Below are 17,687 nucleotides of genomic sequence, written 5' to 3'. Positions count from 1 at the left end.
TACTTGTGTTCCTTTTCGGTTATCTAGGGCATGCATTACTATATCCTGAAAACTATTAATAGGCTGGTAGGAGGTACTACAGTATGTGGCAAATCGCCATTGTATTAATTATTTATTTACCGCTCGTGATTTTAACTGGGCACTATCTTTTTCGGGTGATGATGCAACAAAAAACATGGCTTGATCCAATTATGGATAGATTTGATGCAGTTATTTATAAGTTATGCGGTATTAAACAAGACGATATGACTGGTAAACAGTATGTATTTTCATTAATTCTTTCAAATGCTTTTATGGTGTTTATTGGATATATTCTATTACGCATTCAAACGATGCTGTTTTTAAACCCAAACGATATTGACAATATGGAATCAACACTTTCATTTAATACCATTATTTCATTTATGACGAATACGAATCTTCAACATTATAGTGGCGAATCAGGACTCAGTTATTTATCACAAATGCTAGTCATTATCTTTATGATGTTTACATCTGCAGCTACTGGTTATGCCGCGTGTATGGCGTTCTGCCGTCGTCTAGTTGCTAAAACTGACACTTTAGGAAATTTCTTTGTGGATTTCATTCGTGTTATTACACGTGTGTTAATGCCCCTATCTATTATTGTTGCCATTTTTTTAGTAGCACAAGGTACTCCGCAGACCCTTAGTGCGAATAAAACTGTCCAAACAATAGAAGGTAAATTACAAGATATTGCCATTGGACCTGTAGCTTCTCTTGAATCCATCAAGCATATAGGCACTAATGGTGGTGGTTTTAATGGAGCGAATTCAACGACGCCTTTTGAAAATCCAACGGTCATTTCTAATATTGTGGAAATGCTATCTATGATGTTATTACCAGGTGCTTGTGTAGTTGCATTTAGTTTAATGGTCGCATATAGAAAAAAGAAAACTATATTTGGGCAACAAGGGCTAGCCATTTTTGCGGCAATGGGTGTGCTGTTCCTAGTCGGACTTGCGACTGTGTATGTAGCGGAGAAAGCTGGTAATCCAATCATTAGTGAGCTCGGAATATCGCAGGAGCTGGGAAGTATGGAAGGCAAAGAGATGCGCTTTGGGGTAGCGCAATCAGCGTTATTTACAACAGTGACTACTGCTTTTACAACGGGGTCTGTCAACAATATGCATGATACATTAACGCCGCTTGGTGGCCTTGTACCGATGTTTAATATGATGCTTAATGTTGTGTTTGGAGGCAAGGGAGTTGGCCTGATGAACATGATGATGTATGTGTTACTAACGATATTCATCGCCTGTTTAATGATTGGTCGAACACCTCAGTTTTTAGGTAAGAAAATTGAAGAGAAGGAAATGAAGCTAATTGCTCTTTGTATATTGATCCACCCTGCTATTATTCTACTATTTTCAGCGCTTGCAGTTGCAACAACAGCAGGGGTAGCGGGAATAACGAATCCAGGTGCACATGGTTTATCACAGGTTCTATATGAATTTGCATCGGCCTCTGCAAACAACGGTTCCGGTTTTGAAGGATTAGCTGACAATTCAACATTTTGGAATGTGACGACAGGTCTTGCCATGTTCTTTGGACGTTATTTAACGATTATTATTCAACTAGCTATAGCGTCTTTACTTGCTAAAAAGATGTTTCATAGTGATTCGGTGGGGACATTGAAAACGGACAATACTATTTTTACATTTTTACTTGTTGCTATCGTTTTAATGATTGGTGCTCTTACATTTTTACCAGCATTAGCTCTTGGGCCAATTACAGAGCACTTACAACTTTATCTTCATTCATCTTAAGACTCCCACCTTTTAGTGTGGTGAGATGAATACGGATGTAGCAACAGCGGCAAATGTTTTCTGTAGCGAAAGCAAAGCGACAGCTACAAATGTCTTCTGTAGCGAAAGCAAAGCGACAGCTACAAATGTTTTCTTTAGCGAAAGCAAAGCGACAGCGGCAAATGTTTTCTGTAGCGAAAGCGAAGCGTCAGCTACAAATGTTTTCTGCGCGAAAGCGAAGCGACAGCGGCAATTACGCCAAGGTGAATTTGATTTTTAATGAGGAGAGACACTTATGGAAACAACAAGAAAAAGTTTTATTACGGGCAAAATGTTTAAAAGCTCGATAATAGACGCTTTAAAGAAGTTTAGCCCAGTTTATATGGTGAAAAATCCTGTTATGTTTGTAGTAGAAATCGGATTTATGTTTGTCCTGTTATTAACCTTTTTTCCGAATATATTTGGTAACGAAGTAGGGGGACATGACCGATTGTATAATACGATCGTCGCCGTTATTCTTTTTGTAACGATTCTATTTGCTAATTTTGCTGAGTCGATTGCGGAAGGACGAGGGAAGGCACAGGTTCAAACGTTAAAAAAGACGAAAACAGTGACACAGGCTCGCGTTTTGCTTAGTGATGGCACTGAAATACTTAAACAGGCACATGAGTTAAAAAAGGGCGATATCGTTTTAGTTCAGGCAGGAGAGGTTATTCCGAACGATGGAGAAGTCATTGATGGAATTGCTACCGTCGATGAATCTGCGATAACGGGTGAATCTGCACCAGTTGTAAAGGAGCGGGGCGGTGATTTTTCATCAGTTACAGGTGGTACGACAGTTACAAGTGATTGGCTGATGATCGAAATTACTTCAATGCCTGGTGAATCATTTTTAGATAAAATGATATCGCTCATCGAAGGAGCTAGTCGTAAAAAAACGCCAAATGAAGTAGCGCTCAATACACTTTTAGTAAGCTTAACAATTATTTTCTTATTAGTTGTTGTGACACTCTATCCAATGACAACTTATTTAAATGTACCGATTTCTATCGCAACGTTAATTGCCCTGACAGTTTGTTTAATTCCTACAACGATTGGTGGATTATTGTCGGCGATCGGAATTGCAGGAATGGATAGGGTTACACAGTTTAATGTAATTGCGATGTCTGGAAGAGCCGTAGAGGCGTGTGGAGACGTGGATACATTAATATTAGATAAAACCGGAACGATTACTTATGGCAATCGTATGGCAGCTGAATTTCTGCCAGTAACAGGCGTGGAAAGTAAAAATTTAATCCGAGCTGCATGGCTCAGTTCCTTAACAGATGATACACCTGAAGGAAAGTCTATTTTATCACTTGCTTGCGAATTAGGAGTAAATACTGACGGTGAAGAAAATATTATCAAGTCAAGTGAACATATCCCATTTACTGCACAGACACGGATGAGTGGATTGGATATGAAGGATGGCACAAAAATTAGAAAAGGAGCCTACGATACGATAAAAAAAGAAAGTATGAAAGCAGGTTATAGCATTCCTGCAAATTTGGAACAGCTGATCCATCAAGTATCTTCTGTTGGCGGGACACCGCTTGTAGTAACGTTAAACGACAAAATTTTAGGTGTTATTTACTTAAAGGATGTTGTAAAGGCCGGACTTAAGGAACGCTTTGAACAGCTTCGTGCAATGGGTATTAAAACGATCATGTGTACAGGAGATAACCCACTTACTGCAGCATCTATCGCAAAGGAAGCTGGAGTGGACAGCTTTATTGCAGAAAGTAAGCCGGAAGACAAAATTCAAGTCATTAAAGATGAGCAGGCACAAGGGAAAGTCGTAGCTATGACTGGTGATGGTACGAATGATGCGCCAGCACTAGCACAGGCGAATGTAGGGCTTGCTATGAACTCAGGTACGAATGCAGCGAAGGAAGCTGCTAACATGGTCGATTTAGATTCAAATCCAACTAAAATTATTGAAGTTGTAGAGATTGGGAAACAATTGCTAATGACTCGGGGAGCACTAACGACTTTCAGTATTGCCAATGATATTGCAAAGTATTTTGCCATTATCCCTGCTATGCTAATGGTCGCTGTACCTGAGATGAGTGCATTAAACATTATGAATCTCAATTCACCTTCAAGTGCTATTATATCTGCATTAATTTTTAATGCGGTCATCATCCCATTGTTAATTCCAATTGCAATGAAAGGCGTAAAATATAAGCCGATGAGTGCTGCAAAATTATTAAATAAAAACTTACTTGTTTATGGTGTAGGAGGAATAATAGCTCCCTTTATTGGCATTAAGTTAATTGATTTACTAGTTGGGCCATTATTCCGAACGTTTGGGTTATAGGAGGAAAGTATATGCGGAAATTTTTTGAGAACTCAAAGCAAGCATTATTAATCACAATGACCATGTTTGTTCTATGCGGTTTTATATACCCGTTTGCTGTGACTGCATTAGCTCAAGGGTTATTTCATCATAAAGCAAATGGGAGTTTAATAGAAAAGAATGGTGAAGCTGTTGGTTCAGAATTAATAGGTCAAGCTTTTACAGCACCCGAGTACTTCTGGGGACGTGTTTCATCCGTTAATTACAATGTTTATACGGAAGAGGATACGATACCAGATGAAAATGGCCAGGTGAATTATAGCGGCATTAGCTCAGGGACTTTTAACTATGCACCATCAAATCCAGAATTGAAGAAGCGAATAGAAGCAGATATCGAGAAGTTTTTACAAGCAAACCCAACCGTTGAACGACAAGACATACCTGCAGATTTAATGACTGCTTCTGGTTCAGGGTTAGATCCCCATATCAGTGTAAAAGCTGCACAAATACAAGTAAAACGTATTGCCCAAGCAAGTGGACTCTCTGAGGAAGAGGTTGAAAAAATTATAAATGCAAATACCGAAAAACGGTCATTTGGGGTTTTTGGAGAAAATAAGGTGAACTTCCTAATGGCCAATCTAGATATTATGAAAAAAATGGAGGGAAATGAGGCCCATCAATAAAAGTTGGGATGACATATGTTAAAGCGTAGTCGCCCCCATGTTATGGTGATGAGTAAAAAAGGATAACAATGAACAAATCAAAAACAGGTAGAGAAAAGTTTCTTTATTTTCTCTACCTGACTTTATTTTACGCTTGTGAATTTACAAGGATTTTAATATGGTTTCGCTCTTTCATTAGTGCTTCGAAGCCTTCTGTTACGACTTCATCAAGAGCAATTCGTTTCGTAACAAGTTTTTCAGCAGGGAAGTAACCTTGTTTCATTAATTCCATAACTGCTGGGAAAATATCGCGATAAGCAATAATCCCTTTTACAGAACGCTCTGTCAGCACGATATTGTTTGGCAGAATAGAAGCTTCAGTTTCCCAAATAGAAACGATAATTGTTTCACCTTCGAATGTTGTTGAATCAATTGCTTGTTGTAATACTACAGGGACACCTGTTACTTCAAATGCAACATCTACGCCACCATTAGTTAATTCGTGTAGGCGTGCTACTGCATCCTCGTCTTTAGGATTAATAACTGCTGTTGCGCCTAACTCTAAAGCCTTGGCAGCACGCTCTGCTGAAAGTTCTACTGCGTAAATTTCAGATGCTCCAGCAGCACGCAATGCTTCGATAACAAGAAGACCGATTGGACCTGTACCAAAGACCGCTGCTTTATCACCAGCTTTTAATTTACTTTGACGAACTGAATGTAATGCTACTGCTGCTGGTTCAACTAGTGCACCTTGTTCATAGGAAAGCCCCTCTGGCATTTTATGTACCATTTTTTCATCTACCATTGTATATTCAGAGAAACCTCCGCCACCGCCAGAAAGACCGTGGAATCCTAAGTGCTTACAAATATTGTATTTTCCTTTTTTACAAGCAGCACACTCGCCACATGCAAGAATAGGTTCTACAACTACAGGATCACCAACTTGTACTTTTGTAACACCTTCACCAACTTCTACTACTTCACCAGAGAACTCATGTCCCATAACAATTGGCGCAATATCCTTACTTATAAAGTGAGGTTGTTCCACTGGAATGAAAATTGGGCCAGCTGCGTATTCATGTAAATCACTTCCACAAATTCCTGTCCAATGTACTTTGATTTTTACTTTTCCTGATGCAATTACTGGTTCTTCAATGTTTTCTACTCGGATGTCTTTTGCTTTATACCATCTTGCTGCTTTCATGATAAGTCAACCTCCTCTAGTATCTTACATTTTTATCGTATCATATGGTAATTCTACGAGGCATTAGTTAACAATAAATTGCCATAAAAAATACTAATTCTTGGCCTTCTTTTCGACAAAATATAAATAAAGTGTATCGAAAAAACAAATGTTGATTTTCACTCCGAGTAGTGTTTTTCGCGCAAGCTCATCCCGAAGGAGTCGACACTCTCCGTGAGTTCATCATTATAATAAGTAGCAAACTGAATCAAAATAGTATTAGTTTTTAGTAATATCGACTAAATTATATTGGAAACTCATCCTAGAAGAAAACGAGTCAATTTCGATGTTCCTCACAAAATGGGAATGTCGAGGTCTTTCGATTACATTATTAAACAGCTTTATGCAATTAGGAGTAGCGTTTGTCTAAAGGTCTGAATGCTTTTTTTTATTGCATATTTACAGCATTTCGAGTAACTTTGATAAGGGCTTCGCTACAGCTATGATAAAAATATAAAATTATGTTCATGCTTAGATAATAGGACGTTAATATACCTAAAAGTTGAATCATGATACAATGGGAAAGATGTTAGGAGGAACGAATTATGTCAAAATATACTGATTATAATTTTCAGCCATTTTTGCAGGACGCAATTGCAAGACTTGGCTTTACAGAACCAACGCCGATTCAAAAGGAAATCATTCCGCTATTATTAAAAGGAAAGAGTGCAATCGGTCAAGCGCATACAGGGACGGGAAAAACACATAGTTTTTTAATTCCGATTGTGCAACGAATTAATGTTGATAAGCAGGAAGTACAAGCTGTTATTACGTCACCTACACGTGAGCTTGCACAACAAATTTTTGATGCATTAAATCAATTAATAGAAGGAACAACTATTCAAGCGAAACTATTTATTGGAGGTACGGACAAACAACGCTCCATTGATAAGTTAAAAACGCAACCACAAATTGTTGTCGGAACGCCAGGACGTATTCGTGATCTCGTTTCAGAGCAAGCGTTATTTGTGCATACGGCGCCAATTTTAGTTGTCGATGAGGCAGATTTAGCCTTCGATATGGGCTTTATAGAGGAAATCGATGGTTTTGCTTCCCAAATGCCAGAAAACCTTGAAATGTTTGTATTCTCAGCAACAATTCCAGAAAAGCTTCAGCCTTTCTTGAAAAAATATATGGAAGCACCTGTTCATATCCATATGAACGATAAACGACCGGTCGCAGAAGGAATTGACTTTGTGCTTGTCCCAGTGCGTTCTAAATCTCGTAACAAACGTTTGTTGGAAGTTATTGAAGGGATCAATCCATTTTTAGCTGTAATTTTCACTAACACACGTAAAACAGCAGAGCACGTTGCTGGCTACTTAAATGAAAATGGAATTCGCTGTGGTCAAATTCATGGTGACTTAAGTCCACGTGATCGTAAGAGGATGATGAAGCAAATTCGAGAATTGGACTATCAATATATCGTTGCAACAGACCTTGCAGCACGTGGTATCGATATTCAAGGAATTTCACATGTCATTAACTACGAAATTCCAGAGGACTTAGAATTCTTTATTCATCGTGTGGGACGTACAGCGCGTGCAGGGAATAAAGGAACGGCTATCACGTTGTTTGAGCCATCAGATGAGGATGCAGTAGTACGTGTTGAAAAAATGGGCATTCCATTTGTTCAAAAAGATGTAAAAGATGGCGAATGGTCTGAACTAAAAGAGCGCCATGCACGTAAAAATCGTGTGAAGCAAGAAAATGAAATCGATGTGAAGGCTAAAGCATTAGTGCGTAAGCCGAAAAAAGTAAAACCAGGCTATAAGCGTAATATGAAATGGGAAATGGAAAAAATTAAAAAACGTGAACGTCGTTTAAAAGCTCGCGGTAAAAAATAAGGAGGCATTCAAATGCTACTTGGATCACATGTTTCAATGAGCGGAAAAGAGATGCTGCTTGGATCAAGTAAAGAGGCCCTTTCATATGGGGCAAATACCTTTATGATTTATACAGGTGCACCGCAAAACACTCGTCGTAAAGCAATTGCTGATCTTAATATTATGAATGGTTTACTACACATGAAAGAGCATGGCATGACAAATATTGTTGTCCATGCTCCATACATTATAAATATTGCGAACACAGAAAAACCTGAAACTTTCCGTCTAGGTGTAGATTTTTTACAGACTGAAATCGAACGAACAGCAGCATTGGAAGCAACACAAATTGTTTTGCATCCTGGTGCTCATGTAGGTGCGGGAGCAGACGCAGGTATTGCCAAGATTATTGAAGGTTTAAACGAAGTGTTGTCACAGGATTTCCCTGTACAAATCGCATTAGAGACAATGGCGGGGAAAGGAACTGAATGTGGTCGTTCCTTTGAAGAGCTTGCTAAAATTATTGATGGTGTAACACATAATGAACGTCTTTCAGTTTGCTTTGATACATGTCATACTCATGACGCTAGTTATAATATTGTAGAAGATTTTGATGGCGTCTTAAATGAGTTTGATAAACTAATAGGTGTTGATCGTATCAAAGTCCTGCATATCAATGACTCAAAAAATGTCCGTGGTGCAGGAAAAGACCGTCACGAAAATATTGGCTTCGGTCATATTGGCTTTGATGCATTAAAATATATTGTGCATCATCCACAATTAATGGAGATTCCTAAAATCCTAGAAACACCATTTGTCGCATTAAATAGTGATGCCAAATCAAAATCGGCTCCTTATAAACATGAAATTGAAATGCTTCGTAATGGAGAATTTAAACCAGAGTTAATCGATGCTTTAAGAGGATAGAATAAATAGCCCGAAATCAGCTAGCATAAGACTGATTTTCGGGCCTTTCTTTTATTTCGTAAACAATGCAATTAGTTGTCTGGAACGCTTTCTACCTAAAACAGCTTCAACCTCTACAAGAATATCTTTTGGAATACCTAAAAAGAGCCACGTAAATGAGAATTGCTCCAAATAAGGCCGGAGTTTTCTTACTTCAGAACTAGTAATTTCAAATCCTTCAGCACGTGCAATCGCAACAACTTCCTTATCACTACTTTGTGTTAATTGCTGTAAAAATTGAATACTCAAAGCTAATCCTCCTTTTAAAATTGTTTAGTTCTTGAGACAAAATCATTCTTGTGAACGTCGTAATGGCTTTGGAAATCCTTTACATTAGTGTGCCGGAATTAATGTCTATAACAACTTGAAAAATAAAATAGTAGAATAGCAATCTTATTTTCTTTACAAAAACTGTACTTTCATTTATACTTACAATTTGTAAATCGTAATGATTTTGAATTAGAAAGAAGAGAATATACATGAAAAAATCATTAATTGACATTGAAAATGTGTCATTTCAATATGACTATACGCAAGTACTAAAAAATATCTCTTTCCGTGTAGAAGAGGGAGACTTTTTAGCACTTCTTGGTCCAAACGGTTCAGGGAAATCTACATTATTAAAAATTATTTTAGGGTTACTAAAGCCAATGTCTGGAGAAATAAAGTTATTTGGTGAACCGAGTACGACTTTTAAGCATCGTGAATGGATAGGGTATGTGTCGCAAAAATCTAATGCCTTCAATTCCGGGTTTCCAGCAACCGTCCAAGAAGTAGTGAAAAGTGGATTATCCAAAAAATTAGGGTTATTTAAAAGACCTGGACGAGATGCAAAGGAAAAAGTGTTAGAAGCATTAAAAGCTGTTGGAATGGACGCATTTATGAATCGTAATATTGGTGAGTTATCTGGTGGGCAACAACAACGTGTCTTTATTGCAAGAGCGTTAGTTAGTGAACCGAGGCTATTAATATTAGATGAACCAACTGTCGGCATTGATCATGAGAATGTGCAGTCATTTTATGATATGCTGGCAAAATTGAATCGGGAACAGGGAATTACAATGATTCTTGTTACACACGATGTTGATACAGTATCGAACCGCATCAGTCATGTGGCATGTTTAAATCAAACTATACACTTCCACGGTTATAAAAATGAATTTGATACAATTTCTCACGATGCGCTTGATGCTTGGTATGGCCATTCTGTGAGAAAGATTCACTAGAAGGAGAAGGCATAATGATTGAAGCAATTTTTAACTATGAATTTTTACAAAACGCCTTTTTCTCTGGGCTATTAATTGGCATAATTGCACCACTACTAGGTGTATTTATTGTCGTTCGCAGGCTTTCGCTTATTGCTGATGCCTTGTCACATGTAACACTGGCAGGTATAGCGGGGAGCTTATATATCAGTCAATCAGTTACAGCTTTGGCAATGCTAAATCCAATTTACTTAGGCATACTGGCCTCTGTCAGCGGTTCAATTTTAATTGAGCGTCTTAGACGTTTATATAAGCACTATGAAGAGCTTGCCATTCCAATTATTATGTCAGGTGGGATTGGTATTAGTGCTATATTTATCTCGCTTGCAAGTGGCTTTAGCACGGATTTAATGAGCTATTTATTTGGTTCAGTGTCAGCTGTATCACGTCAGGATTTATGGGTAGTAGTAGGAATTGCTGTTGTTGTCATTATCTTTTTATTTATATTTTTTAAGGAACTTTTTGTTTTATCTTTTGACGAGGAATATGCAAAAGCTAGCGGTCTGCCTGCACGTTGGATTCATCTCTTATTTATGATCGTTACAGCGCTTGTTATTGCTGCAAGTATGCGCATCGTTGGTATTTTACTTGTATCATCACTTATGACGTTACCAGTTGCTGCTGCAATGCGACTTGCAAAGGGCTTTAAGCAAACAATCATCTATGCAATTGTCTTTGGCGAAACGGCTGTGTTAATCGGTTTAGTCAGTGCTTTTTATTTAGATTTAGCACCTGGTGGTACAATTGTCGTTACTTCTATCTTAATTTTGTTACTTGTTATACTAGTGAAGAAAATAGTATTTAAAATAGCGGCAAAACGGGAGGAGGTAGCGCAGTGAATGTTTCTAGAGCGTGGGAAATTTTAAAAGAAAACGGCTTTAAAAAAACAGATAAGCGGGAGTTAATATTAGATATGTTTGCAGCAACAGATAAATATTTAACTGCTCGAGATTTATTAGATGTTTTGAAAAAAGATTTTCCTGGTATGAGTTTCGATACTATTTATCGCAACCTTGCAACGTTTGTGAAGCTAGGAATACTGGAGGAAACTGAGTTATCTGGAGAGCGAAATTTCCGTATGCATTGTGAGTCTGAACATCATCACCATCATTTCATTTGTATGGATTGTGGAAATGTTAAGGAGCTGAACCTCTGCCCTATGGAAATGCTTGGAGAAAAGCTGCCAGACTATGAAATTGAAAATCATAAATTTGAGATCTATGGAAGATGTCCAGAGTGTAAGCATGAAACTTTGTAAAATCTGAAATGACAATATTTGAAGAAAGGGGTAGTTCCTAGTGAAGTTTCACTTGGAACTACCCCTTTTTTATAGTAGCTATGCTGTTATAAGGGTAGCTTCCCCGACTATTATTGCGCAATACTCTAATAACCTATGATTTTTGAGTGAAATGAGATTGGTAATATGTCCGCTAGGCATTTAAAAAGATGTATTCCTTAAAAATTGAATAGAAGGTATTTGTCTTCTTTCCGCAAATATTAAAAAGACGAATGATTACGTGAGTAAATCATTCGTCGATTTTTTTATTATTGATGTTTTTGTTGGAATTCTACCATAAAGTCACGTAATGCTTCACAAGCCTCTAACGGTACAGCGTTATAAGTAGAAGCACGGCAGCCTCCTACAGAACGGTGTCCATTAAGTCCAACAAATCCTGCTGCTTTTGCTTCAACAAGAAATTGTTTTTCAAGCTCTTCATCAGCAACACGGAAAGTGATGTTCATTAAAGAACGGCTTTCAGGTGTTGCATGACCTGTATAGAAACCGTTGCTATTGTCAATAGCATCATAAATTACTTTTGCTTTTAACTCGTTATGCTTTGCAATTTCAGCAACGCCGCCTTTTGATTCTACCCATTTTAATACCTCACCTAACATATAGATACCAAAAGTTGGTGGTGTATTGTATAAAGAGTTGCTGTCAGCATGCGTTGAATATTTAAGCATTGTAGGAATATTTTTATTCTCTTTCTCTAACAAATCTTTGCGAATAATGACTACTGTTACACCAGAAGGACCAAGATTTTTTTGAGCACCTGCATAAATAAGACCAAATTTACTTACATCGACTGGTTTAGAAAGAATATCACTAGACATATCCGCAACTAATGGTACATTACCTGTTTCAGGGAATTCTTTCCATTGTGTACCGTAAATCGTATTGTTTGAAGTGATATGCACATATGCATCCTCTTCATTGAATTGAATGTCTGCTAAAGCTGGGATATTGCGATATTGATTTTCTTTTGTACTAGCAGCTTCTACGGGCGTACCAAATAATTTAGCCTCTTTGAATGCTTTTTCAGACCATGATCCTGATAATACGTAGCTTGCTTTTTGATCTGCTTGTAGGAAGTTCATCGGTATCATAGTAAATTGAAGACTAGCTCCACCTTGTAGGAAAAGAACTTCGTAGTTTTCTGGGATAGCATAAAGCTTTTTCAATAAAGCAATTGCTTCATTATGTACTTCGTCGAAAATGGCACTGCGGTGGCTCATTTCCATAATTGACATGCCTGAGTCACGGAAGTTTACTAATTGTTGTTGGGCTTTTTCTAATACTTCTAGTGGTAGGGCAGAAGGGCCTGCGTTAAAATTGTATGCTCGTTGTGTCAAAGTGGTACACTCCTTGTTTGTTTTATAAGGTTAAACCTTAATTATAGGGTTTTTAGCCCCTACTAATGATCTATCAGGCTTTTACAATCAGTTCATAGTCATCTAGCTAATTTTTTTCATTTATAGATAATAGATTAAGCGGAATACTAACCGATAAAAGCACTTTACTGGATTATAACTCAATTTTCAAGAGAAAAAATAAAATTCTCACTATTCAAGCAGAATAATGACAGGCTCGCAACAAAATGTACACAATTGAGTTAAAATTCATATTAGCCTTTTTGGTTTAAATACGAACAAACGGAAATATAGATGGACATATATGAGTTAATATTTCGTGATTTACATGTTGCTTAAACAGTGAAATTATAAAATGTTCGTGTTTGTTCGAATGGAATTTATCCTATCAACTATGTGCTCGCTTGCACATTCCACTCCAGAAGGACGCTTCATCGGGGGTAGTCCAAGCTCTTATAAGGTATGGATTAATACATTGAAAAGGAATAGTTACAGAGAGAAAGGAATATAAAAAAGCAGCCAACATTGCCTACCTTTCATTAAGTTTTTACACTAGCAATAAATGTTCTATTTATTTATGTAATTCTATCTATATATCATTAAAAATTATAAGTTATATGTTTCTAAACGAAAAAAACTTTGAACGAATTTTAAGATGGACGGAAAATTTCTAACCTTCAACATAAACCAAGTAACTTTCGGTATAATGAATTGTGAATATAGATATGAGGGGTGTTTTAAATGTTTACAATAGAAGAAGCATGTTTAGTTGTCGTTGATGTACAAGGGAAGTTAGCGACAATTGTTGATGAAAGTGAAGCGATGATTGATAATGTGGCCAAGCTGGTACAAGCTATGCAAGCATTGGAGGTACCTATTTTATGGCTCGAGCAAAATCCTAGTCGTTTAGGTGGGACTGCGTTAAATATTGCTCAGCATATTCAAAGTCAACTACCTATTGCTAAAATGGCTTTTAGTGCGTGCCAGGAACAAGAATTTGTTGATGCATTGAAGGCAAGTGGGCGTTCTCAATTTATCGTGACAGGTATCGAAACTCATATTTGTGTCTATCAAACAGCCCGACAGCTAAAAGAACAAGGGTTTGAAGTTGAAGTGGTTGCAGATGCAGTCTCGTCTCGTACTAAGGCCAATAAAGAGATAGGGCTAGAGAAGATGAAGGCACTTGGAATTTTACCAACGAGTGTGGAAATGATTTTATACGAGTTACTAAATCGTGCAGATCATCCACATTTTAAAACGGTGCTACAACTGGTTAAATAACAAAAAAACTCATCATCACGATGAGTTTTTTTGTTATTAAGCAGGCATATCAGTAGGTGTTGGTTTTGCATAGCCTTCTTTATATGAGTTATCAATTGTTTGACGAATTTCTTTCAGGCTCATACCATCTTTATGCATTTTTGCAGACTGTACAGCAATTTCTAGGCAGACGAGACAACGAGTACCGTGGTCATCCCAAACAATTGTGCCATCCTCACGCTTTTCCTGAATAAAGCAGTTTAAATTGCTTTTATGTCCAGCTGATTCGCCACATCCACAATAGCATGGCATCCATTCTAGAATTTCTGTAGACTGTCCAGCAATTTGATACACTAATCGAATATCTTCTGATTTATTATCTAAAAACGAAGGTAAAACATCCGCAGATGCTGTTTCCTCCTGAATATCTCCGGAAGCATGTCCATGTTCTTCATGTGAAGCTTCTTTTTGCGCTTCATTTTGATTTTTTTCAACAACCTTTTTATCTTCACTACAAGCACTTAACACTAATAACGACAAAACAAAAATAGATAGAAATTTTTTCAACAAAAGCGCCTCCTAATGTTTACAATATTGCCATTATAACATCGTTCGCATAAACATTTATAGGAAGCGCAAGTGAAAATCAATGAAATATATCTAATCCACGTGTTTTGTTCATTAAAAGTTCCATTTTCTCACTCAGTAATTTTTTCAAGAAGAAACCAAATAGAATAAAAATGATCCAGAAGGAAGATAAAAAGGCAAGATCAGCCCATACCTTTGACCAAATAATACCACCAACGGCCTCTCGCATCATCCCAATTGCATAAGTGAAAGGCAGAAATGGATTTATCATTTGGAAAAACTTAGGTAGTAATTCTACGGGATATGTGCCGCCAGAACCTGCAATTTGTAACACTAACATGACAATGGCTAACGCCTTTCCAACATTTCCGAATACGGATACTAGCGTATAGACAACCGTAATGAACACTAAACTAATAAATAGTCCAAATGGAATAAAGAAGTAAGGTGCACTAATTGATCCATCTAAAAAAATAATATCTCCTATTGTAATAATGAGTGTTTGAATAAATGAAAAAGTTGCAAATGTTAATAAACGTCCAAAGTATATTTGGCGAATACTGTATTGATTATTGTCGTGAATATCAACAGATAAAAGAGAAATTAATAATAAACAACCAACCCAGATGGAAAGCACAGTGTAAAACGGTGTCATAGCTGTTCCATAATTAGCAATTGGAAACATTCTATGTTCCTGAAGCTTAATAGGCTCTTCAAAGAAATCTCGCTCAGCATTGACGTCGTTTTTCAATAACTGAACGATTTCAGAAATATCAGCTTCACTTTCTAATTTTCTCAGCTTGTCTGCAAGAGCCTTTATTTTTGTACTTAAAGCAGGGAAATCTGATTGTACTGTACCAATTGTCTTATTAGCTGTTGCTAACATATTTTTAGCATTTGTTAAACGATCTGTTGCTTGAGGCAGAAAACCTTTTACATTCGTTAGCATGGTTGATGCATTTGTTAATGTATTTTTAGCAGAAGATAAGGTCGTATGAATTTGTGGCTCTAGACTATCGTTATAATGCGTAAGGAATTGATGAAGATTGTTAGAAGTATTTTGCGCAACACTTTGAACATCAGCGAGATCTTTTCTGATCGTTTCGACATCAATATTATTCAACTGCTGTACTTTAGTTGAAACGTCTGTTAGTAATGTGTTTAGCTGATTTAGTGCGGTTAAAGAGCTTAAAGAATAATCGGTTAAACTAGGATTCGCCTTTAAATCTCCACGAATAGCTTCAAGTTGTTCAATAATTTTATTATTAGCTAGCAACGTCTTAACATCTTCAGAATTGCTTTGCTGTAGCGCCGTTTGGATGTTTTGCACCTTGTTTTCAAGCTGTTTACGAGTCGAAGCATCAGCTTGTGTTAACTTTTGAAGTGCTTCAAGCGTTTGGATGCTAGTATTTACTTTCTTTCGAGATGCATCTAACTGGTTATTAATCGTATCCTTTATTTGTGCAATCGTAGCTGAATCTACATTAGCATTTTGTAGCTTCCCTATTATATCTGTAAATCGTTGAGCAATATCTTGCGCAGTTTTTAGATCTTTTTTTATGATAGGGGACAACTGGTTGAACAATGTATCAGCTTCATTAATCAATTTTAAACCTGAGTTAATAGTTGTTAGACCATCATTTGTTAATTTTTCAACCTCAGGAACTTGGGTAATCGTATGATTCAGTAATGTCTCAGCTTCTTTTCCGCCTTTTGCAGACTTCGCTATAAATGTTTCAATATCAGGAAGATGATGTTCGATTGTAAAAATATAATTTTCGAATTTCTTAAAATCTGGAATTTCCTTTTCCATCTCGACACCAATCGTATTAAAAATAGAAAAAAGTGTTCCATTGACAGTAGAGATAAACTCACTAGATACTTGTTGCGTCAGACCGCTTGCACCTTTACTTGTAATTTTGGGTGCGATTGGATTTATTTTTTCATTTACATAATAATCGATATGCGCTTTAGTAGGTACATTTGACAGTATGGAGGTTAGCTTTTGAGAAAAATCACTCGGGACAACAATAACCGCAAAATAGTTACCGTTTTTTAGATTATCAATGGCTTGTTCATGAGTTGTAAATTCCCAAGTAAAGTTTTGATTTGTACTTAAATTGTCTACCACTTCATTACCAACATTAATATCCTCTCCTCTAACATTTGTCCCTGTGTCTTCATTAACAATTGCAATTTTCATGTTGGCTGTATGCGCATAGGGATCCATAGAGGCATAGATATTGAGCCACGCATAAAGAGAAGGTAAAAAAATAAGGCCACCAATAATGACAGCAACTACCCAGTTTGTTAAGATATTATGGATATCACTTTTATAAATTTGAAAAATATTTCGGATAGTGTGTTTCATTTTACCACTCCATATTCGTATTGAGCATTATATATGTATGTTCCCAAATTTGGGCCAAATTATGTTTGAATTATGGAAAAACTTAATTTTAAAGACTAATTAGTTTACTAGGTTTTAAAAACACTTTATAATCAATCGCGAATACACTAAAACTAGGGTTTTTTTGGTGTGAAAAGGAGGAACATATTCTAGTGAAAAAATTACTAATTATTGGCTCAGTTATTGTTTTGTTATTTATAGCAATTATTGTGCTAACAAATGTCTCGAACAACAACAAGTTAGCAAACGCAAAGAACCTTTATGGCGACAAAGAACTAAAACAAGAAACAATTGATCAATTGGATGATGAAAATTACCAAAATATTATGTTACCTGACGAGCTTGAAAAAAAATTAAAAGCTGGAGAAGATGTAAATGCTTATTTCTTCAGTCCAACATGTATGCACTGTAAAGCTTTTACACCTGAGTTAATGCCGATTGCAAAGGAGCTTGGTGTTGATATTGCCCAATTAAATATTTATGAGTTCGATGGTTTAGCTGATAAATATAATATAACTGCGACACCAACATTCATTCGCTTTGAGGGTGGCAAAGAGGTTCAACGTTTTGAAGGTGCATTACCAGAAGAAGAGTTACGTACATTTTTAAATAAAGAAGTTTTAAAAAAATAAGTAAAGCTGAGACTGTATCAAAAGTTATTTTTGATCAGTCTTTTTTATTTTTGTTGTATACTAAATATACTGAAGAGTT

The 17,687-nt window shown here is 36.7% G+C and carries 16 protein-coding genes; 11 read left to right on the top strand and 5 right to left on the bottom strand.

Annotation, left to right across the window (positions count from 1 at the left end; translation table 11 throughout):
- Positions 1–83 precede the first annotated feature (83 nt).
- Genes kdpA through kdpC form a run of 4 tightly spaced genes read left to right on the top strand, consistent with a single transcriptional unit; the run spans position 84 to position 4,787 of the window.
- Positions 84–1,787 (top strand): potassium-transporting ATPase subunit KdpA, encoded by a 1,704-nt coding sequence (gene kdpA, locus ACQKNC_RS01895; protein WP_427423199.1) that lies wholly within the window; start codon positions 84–86, stop codon positions 1,785–1,787.
- Between the two features lie 25 nt (positions 1,788–1,812).
- On the top strand, positions 1,813–2,046 hold the full coding sequence (locus ACQKNC_RS01890; RefSeq protein ID WP_427423198.1) for a hypothetical protein: 234 nt from the start codon (positions 1,813–1,815) through the stop codon (positions 2,044–2,046).
- Between the two features lie 15 nt (positions 2,047–2,061).
- Positions 2,062–4,125, top strand: coding sequence for a potassium-transporting ATPase subunit KdpB (kdpB, locus tag ACQKNC_RS01885; protein WP_427423197.1), 2,064 nt, complete (start codon positions 2,062–2,064; stop codon positions 4,123–4,125).
- An 11-nt stretch (positions 4,126–4,136) separates the two neighbouring features.
- Positions 4,137–4,787: a potassium-transporting ATPase subunit KdpC gene (kdpC, locus tag ACQKNC_RS01880; RefSeq protein ID WP_427423196.1), complete on the top strand. Its 651-nt coding sequence runs from the start codon at positions 4,137–4,139 to the stop codon at positions 4,785–4,787.
- A gap of 127 nt (positions 4,788–4,914) precedes the next feature.
- Here the strand turns inward: kdpC and ACQKNC_RS01875 are convergent, their stop codons facing one another.
- Positions 4,915–5,970, bottom strand: a complete 1,056-nt coding sequence (locus ACQKNC_RS01875) for a 2,3-butanediol dehydrogenase (protein ID WP_427423195.1) — start codon at positions 5,968–5,970, stop codon at positions 4,915–4,917.
- Positions 5,971–6,554: 584 nt separating this feature from the next.
- Between ACQKNC_RS01875 and ACQKNC_RS01870 the strand changes: the two genes are divergently transcribed.
- Positions 6,555–7,856 carry a DEAD/DEAH box helicase gene (locus tag ACQKNC_RS01870; RefSeq protein WP_427423194.1) on the top strand — a complete coding sequence of 434 codons (1,302 nt, stop codon included), beginning with the start codon at positions 6,555–6,557 and terminating at the stop codon, positions 7,854–7,856.
- A gap of 12 nt (positions 7,857–7,868) precedes the next feature.
- Positions 7,869–8,762 (top strand): deoxyribonuclease IV, encoded by an 894-nt coding sequence (locus tag ACQKNC_RS01865; RefSeq protein ID WP_427423193.1) that lies wholly within the window; start codon positions 7,869–7,871, stop codon positions 8,760–8,762.
- 51 nt (positions 8,763–8,813) lie between these two features.
- Here the strand turns inward: ACQKNC_RS01865 and ACQKNC_RS01860 are convergent, their stop codons facing one another.
- Positions 8,814–9,050 (bottom strand): Nif11-like leader peptide family natural product precursor, encoded by a 237-nt coding sequence (locus tag ACQKNC_RS01860; protein WP_427423192.1) that lies wholly within the window; start codon positions 9,048–9,050, stop codon positions 8,814–8,816.
- 230 nt (positions 9,051–9,280) lie between these two features.
- Between ACQKNC_RS01860 and ACQKNC_RS01855 the strand changes: the two genes are divergently transcribed.
- From ACQKNC_RS01855 to ACQKNC_RS01845, 3 genes are read left to right on the top strand one after another with little or no spacing between them, the layout of a single operon-like run.
- Positions 9,281–10,027, top strand: coding sequence for a metal ABC transporter ATP-binding protein (locus ACQKNC_RS01855; protein WP_427423191.1), 747 nt, complete (start codon positions 9,281–9,283; stop codon positions 10,025–10,027).
- 14 nt (positions 10,028–10,041) lie between these two features.
- On the top strand, positions 10,042–10,905 hold the full coding sequence (locus tag ACQKNC_RS01850) for a metal ABC transporter permease (protein WP_427423190.1): 864 nt from the start codon (positions 10,042–10,044) through the stop codon (positions 10,903–10,905).
- Positions 10,902–11,324 carry a Fur family transcriptional regulator gene (locus ACQKNC_RS01845; RefSeq protein WP_427423189.1) on the top strand — a complete coding sequence of 141 codons (423 nt, stop codon included), beginning with the start codon at positions 10,902–10,904 and terminating at the stop codon, positions 11,322–11,324. Before ACQKNC_RS01850 ends, ACQKNC_RS01845 begins: the two co-directional genes overlap by 4 nt.
- 287 nt (positions 11,325–11,611) lie before the next feature.
- Here ACQKNC_RS01845 and serC read toward each other — a convergent pair whose 3' ends face one another.
- Positions 11,612–12,700 carry a 3-phosphoserine/phosphohydroxythreonine transaminase gene (gene serC / locus ACQKNC_RS01840; protein ID WP_427423188.1) on the bottom strand — a complete coding sequence of 363 codons (1,089 nt, stop codon included), beginning with the start codon at positions 12,698–12,700 and terminating at the stop codon, positions 11,612–11,614.
- Positions 12,701–13,459: 759 nt separating this feature from the next.
- Between serC and ACQKNC_RS01835 the strand changes: the two genes are divergently transcribed.
- Positions 13,460–13,999 (top strand): hydrolase, encoded by a 540-nt coding sequence (locus tag ACQKNC_RS01835; RefSeq protein WP_427423187.1) that lies wholly within the window; start codon positions 13,460–13,462, stop codon positions 13,997–13,999.
- Between the two features lie 36 nt (positions 14,000–14,035).
- On the opposite strand, the gene ACQKNC_RS01830 is transcribed toward ACQKNC_RS01835, so the two are convergent.
- A complete protein-coding gene (locus ACQKNC_RS01830) occupies positions 14,036–14,545 on the bottom strand; it encodes a PCYCGC motif-containing (lipo)protein (protein WP_427423186.1) in 510 nt (169 codons plus the stop codon).
- 79 nt (positions 14,546–14,624) lie between these two features.
- Positions 14,625–16,937 (bottom strand): YhgE/Pip family protein, encoded by a 2,313-nt coding sequence (locus ACQKNC_RS01825; protein WP_427423185.1) that lies wholly within the window; start codon positions 16,935–16,937, stop codon positions 14,625–14,627.
- Positions 16,938–17,128: 191 nt separating this feature from the next.
- On the opposite strand from ACQKNC_RS01825, the gene ACQKNC_RS01820 reads away from it, so the two are divergent.
- A complete protein-coding gene (locus ACQKNC_RS01820; protein ID WP_427423184.1) occupies positions 17,129–17,608 on the top strand; it encodes a thioredoxin family protein in 480 nt (159 codons plus the stop codon).
- Positions 17,609–17,687: the final 79 nt, after the last annotated feature.

The organism is Lysinibacillus sp. NPDC094177 (assembly GCF_050279145.1).
Taxonomy (GTDB): domain Bacteria; phylum Bacillota; class Bacilli; order Bacillales_A; family Planococcaceae; genus Lysinibacillus.
Note: the sequence above shows the minus strand (reverse complement) of the source record. Positions and strands in the feature narration are given on the sequence as shown.

What these genes read in the sequence shown, in the direction of transcription:
- kdpA (WP_427423199.1), top strand. Translation starts at nt 84, where the DNA reads ATGTGGCAAATCGCCATTGTATTAATTATTTATTTACCGCTCGTGATT.
- ACQKNC_RS01890 (WP_427423198.1), top strand. Translation starts at nt 1,813, where the DNA reads ATGAATACGGATGTAGCAACAGCGGCAAATGTTTTCTGTAGCGAAAGC.
- kdpB (WP_427423197.1), top strand. Translation starts at nt 2,062, where the DNA reads ATGGAAACAACAAGAAAAAGTTTTATTACGGGCAAAATGTTTAAAAGC.
- kdpC (WP_427423196.1), top strand. Translation starts at nt 4,137, where the DNA reads ATGCGGAAATTTTTTGAGAACTCAAAGCAAGCATTATTAATCACAATG.
- ACQKNC_RS01875 (WP_427423195.1), bottom strand. Translation starts at nt 5,970, where the DNA reads ATGAAAGCAGCAAGATGGTATAAAGCAAAAGACATCCGAGTAGAAAAC.
- ACQKNC_RS01870 (WP_427423194.1), top strand. Translation starts at nt 6,555, where the DNA reads ATGTCAAAATATACTGATTATAATTTTCAGCCATTTTTGCAGGACGCA.
- ACQKNC_RS01865 (WP_427423193.1), top strand. Translation starts at nt 7,869, where the DNA reads ATGCTACTTGGATCACATGTTTCAATGAGCGGAAAAGAGATGCTGCTT.
- ACQKNC_RS01855 (WP_427423191.1), top strand. Translation starts at nt 9,281, where the DNA reads ATGAAAAAATCATTAATTGACATTGAAAATGTGTCATTTCAATATGAC.
- ACQKNC_RS01850 (WP_427423190.1), top strand. Translation starts at nt 10,042, where the DNA reads ATGATTGAAGCAATTTTTAACTATGAATTTTTACAAAACGCCTTTTTC.
- ACQKNC_RS01835 (WP_427423187.1), top strand. Translation starts at nt 13,460, where the DNA reads ATGTTTACAATAGAAGAAGCATGTTTAGTTGTCGTTGATGTACAAGGG.
- ACQKNC_RS01825 (WP_427423185.1), bottom strand. Translation starts at nt 16,937, where the DNA reads ATGAAACACACTATCCGAAATATTTTTCAAATTTATAAAAGTGATATC.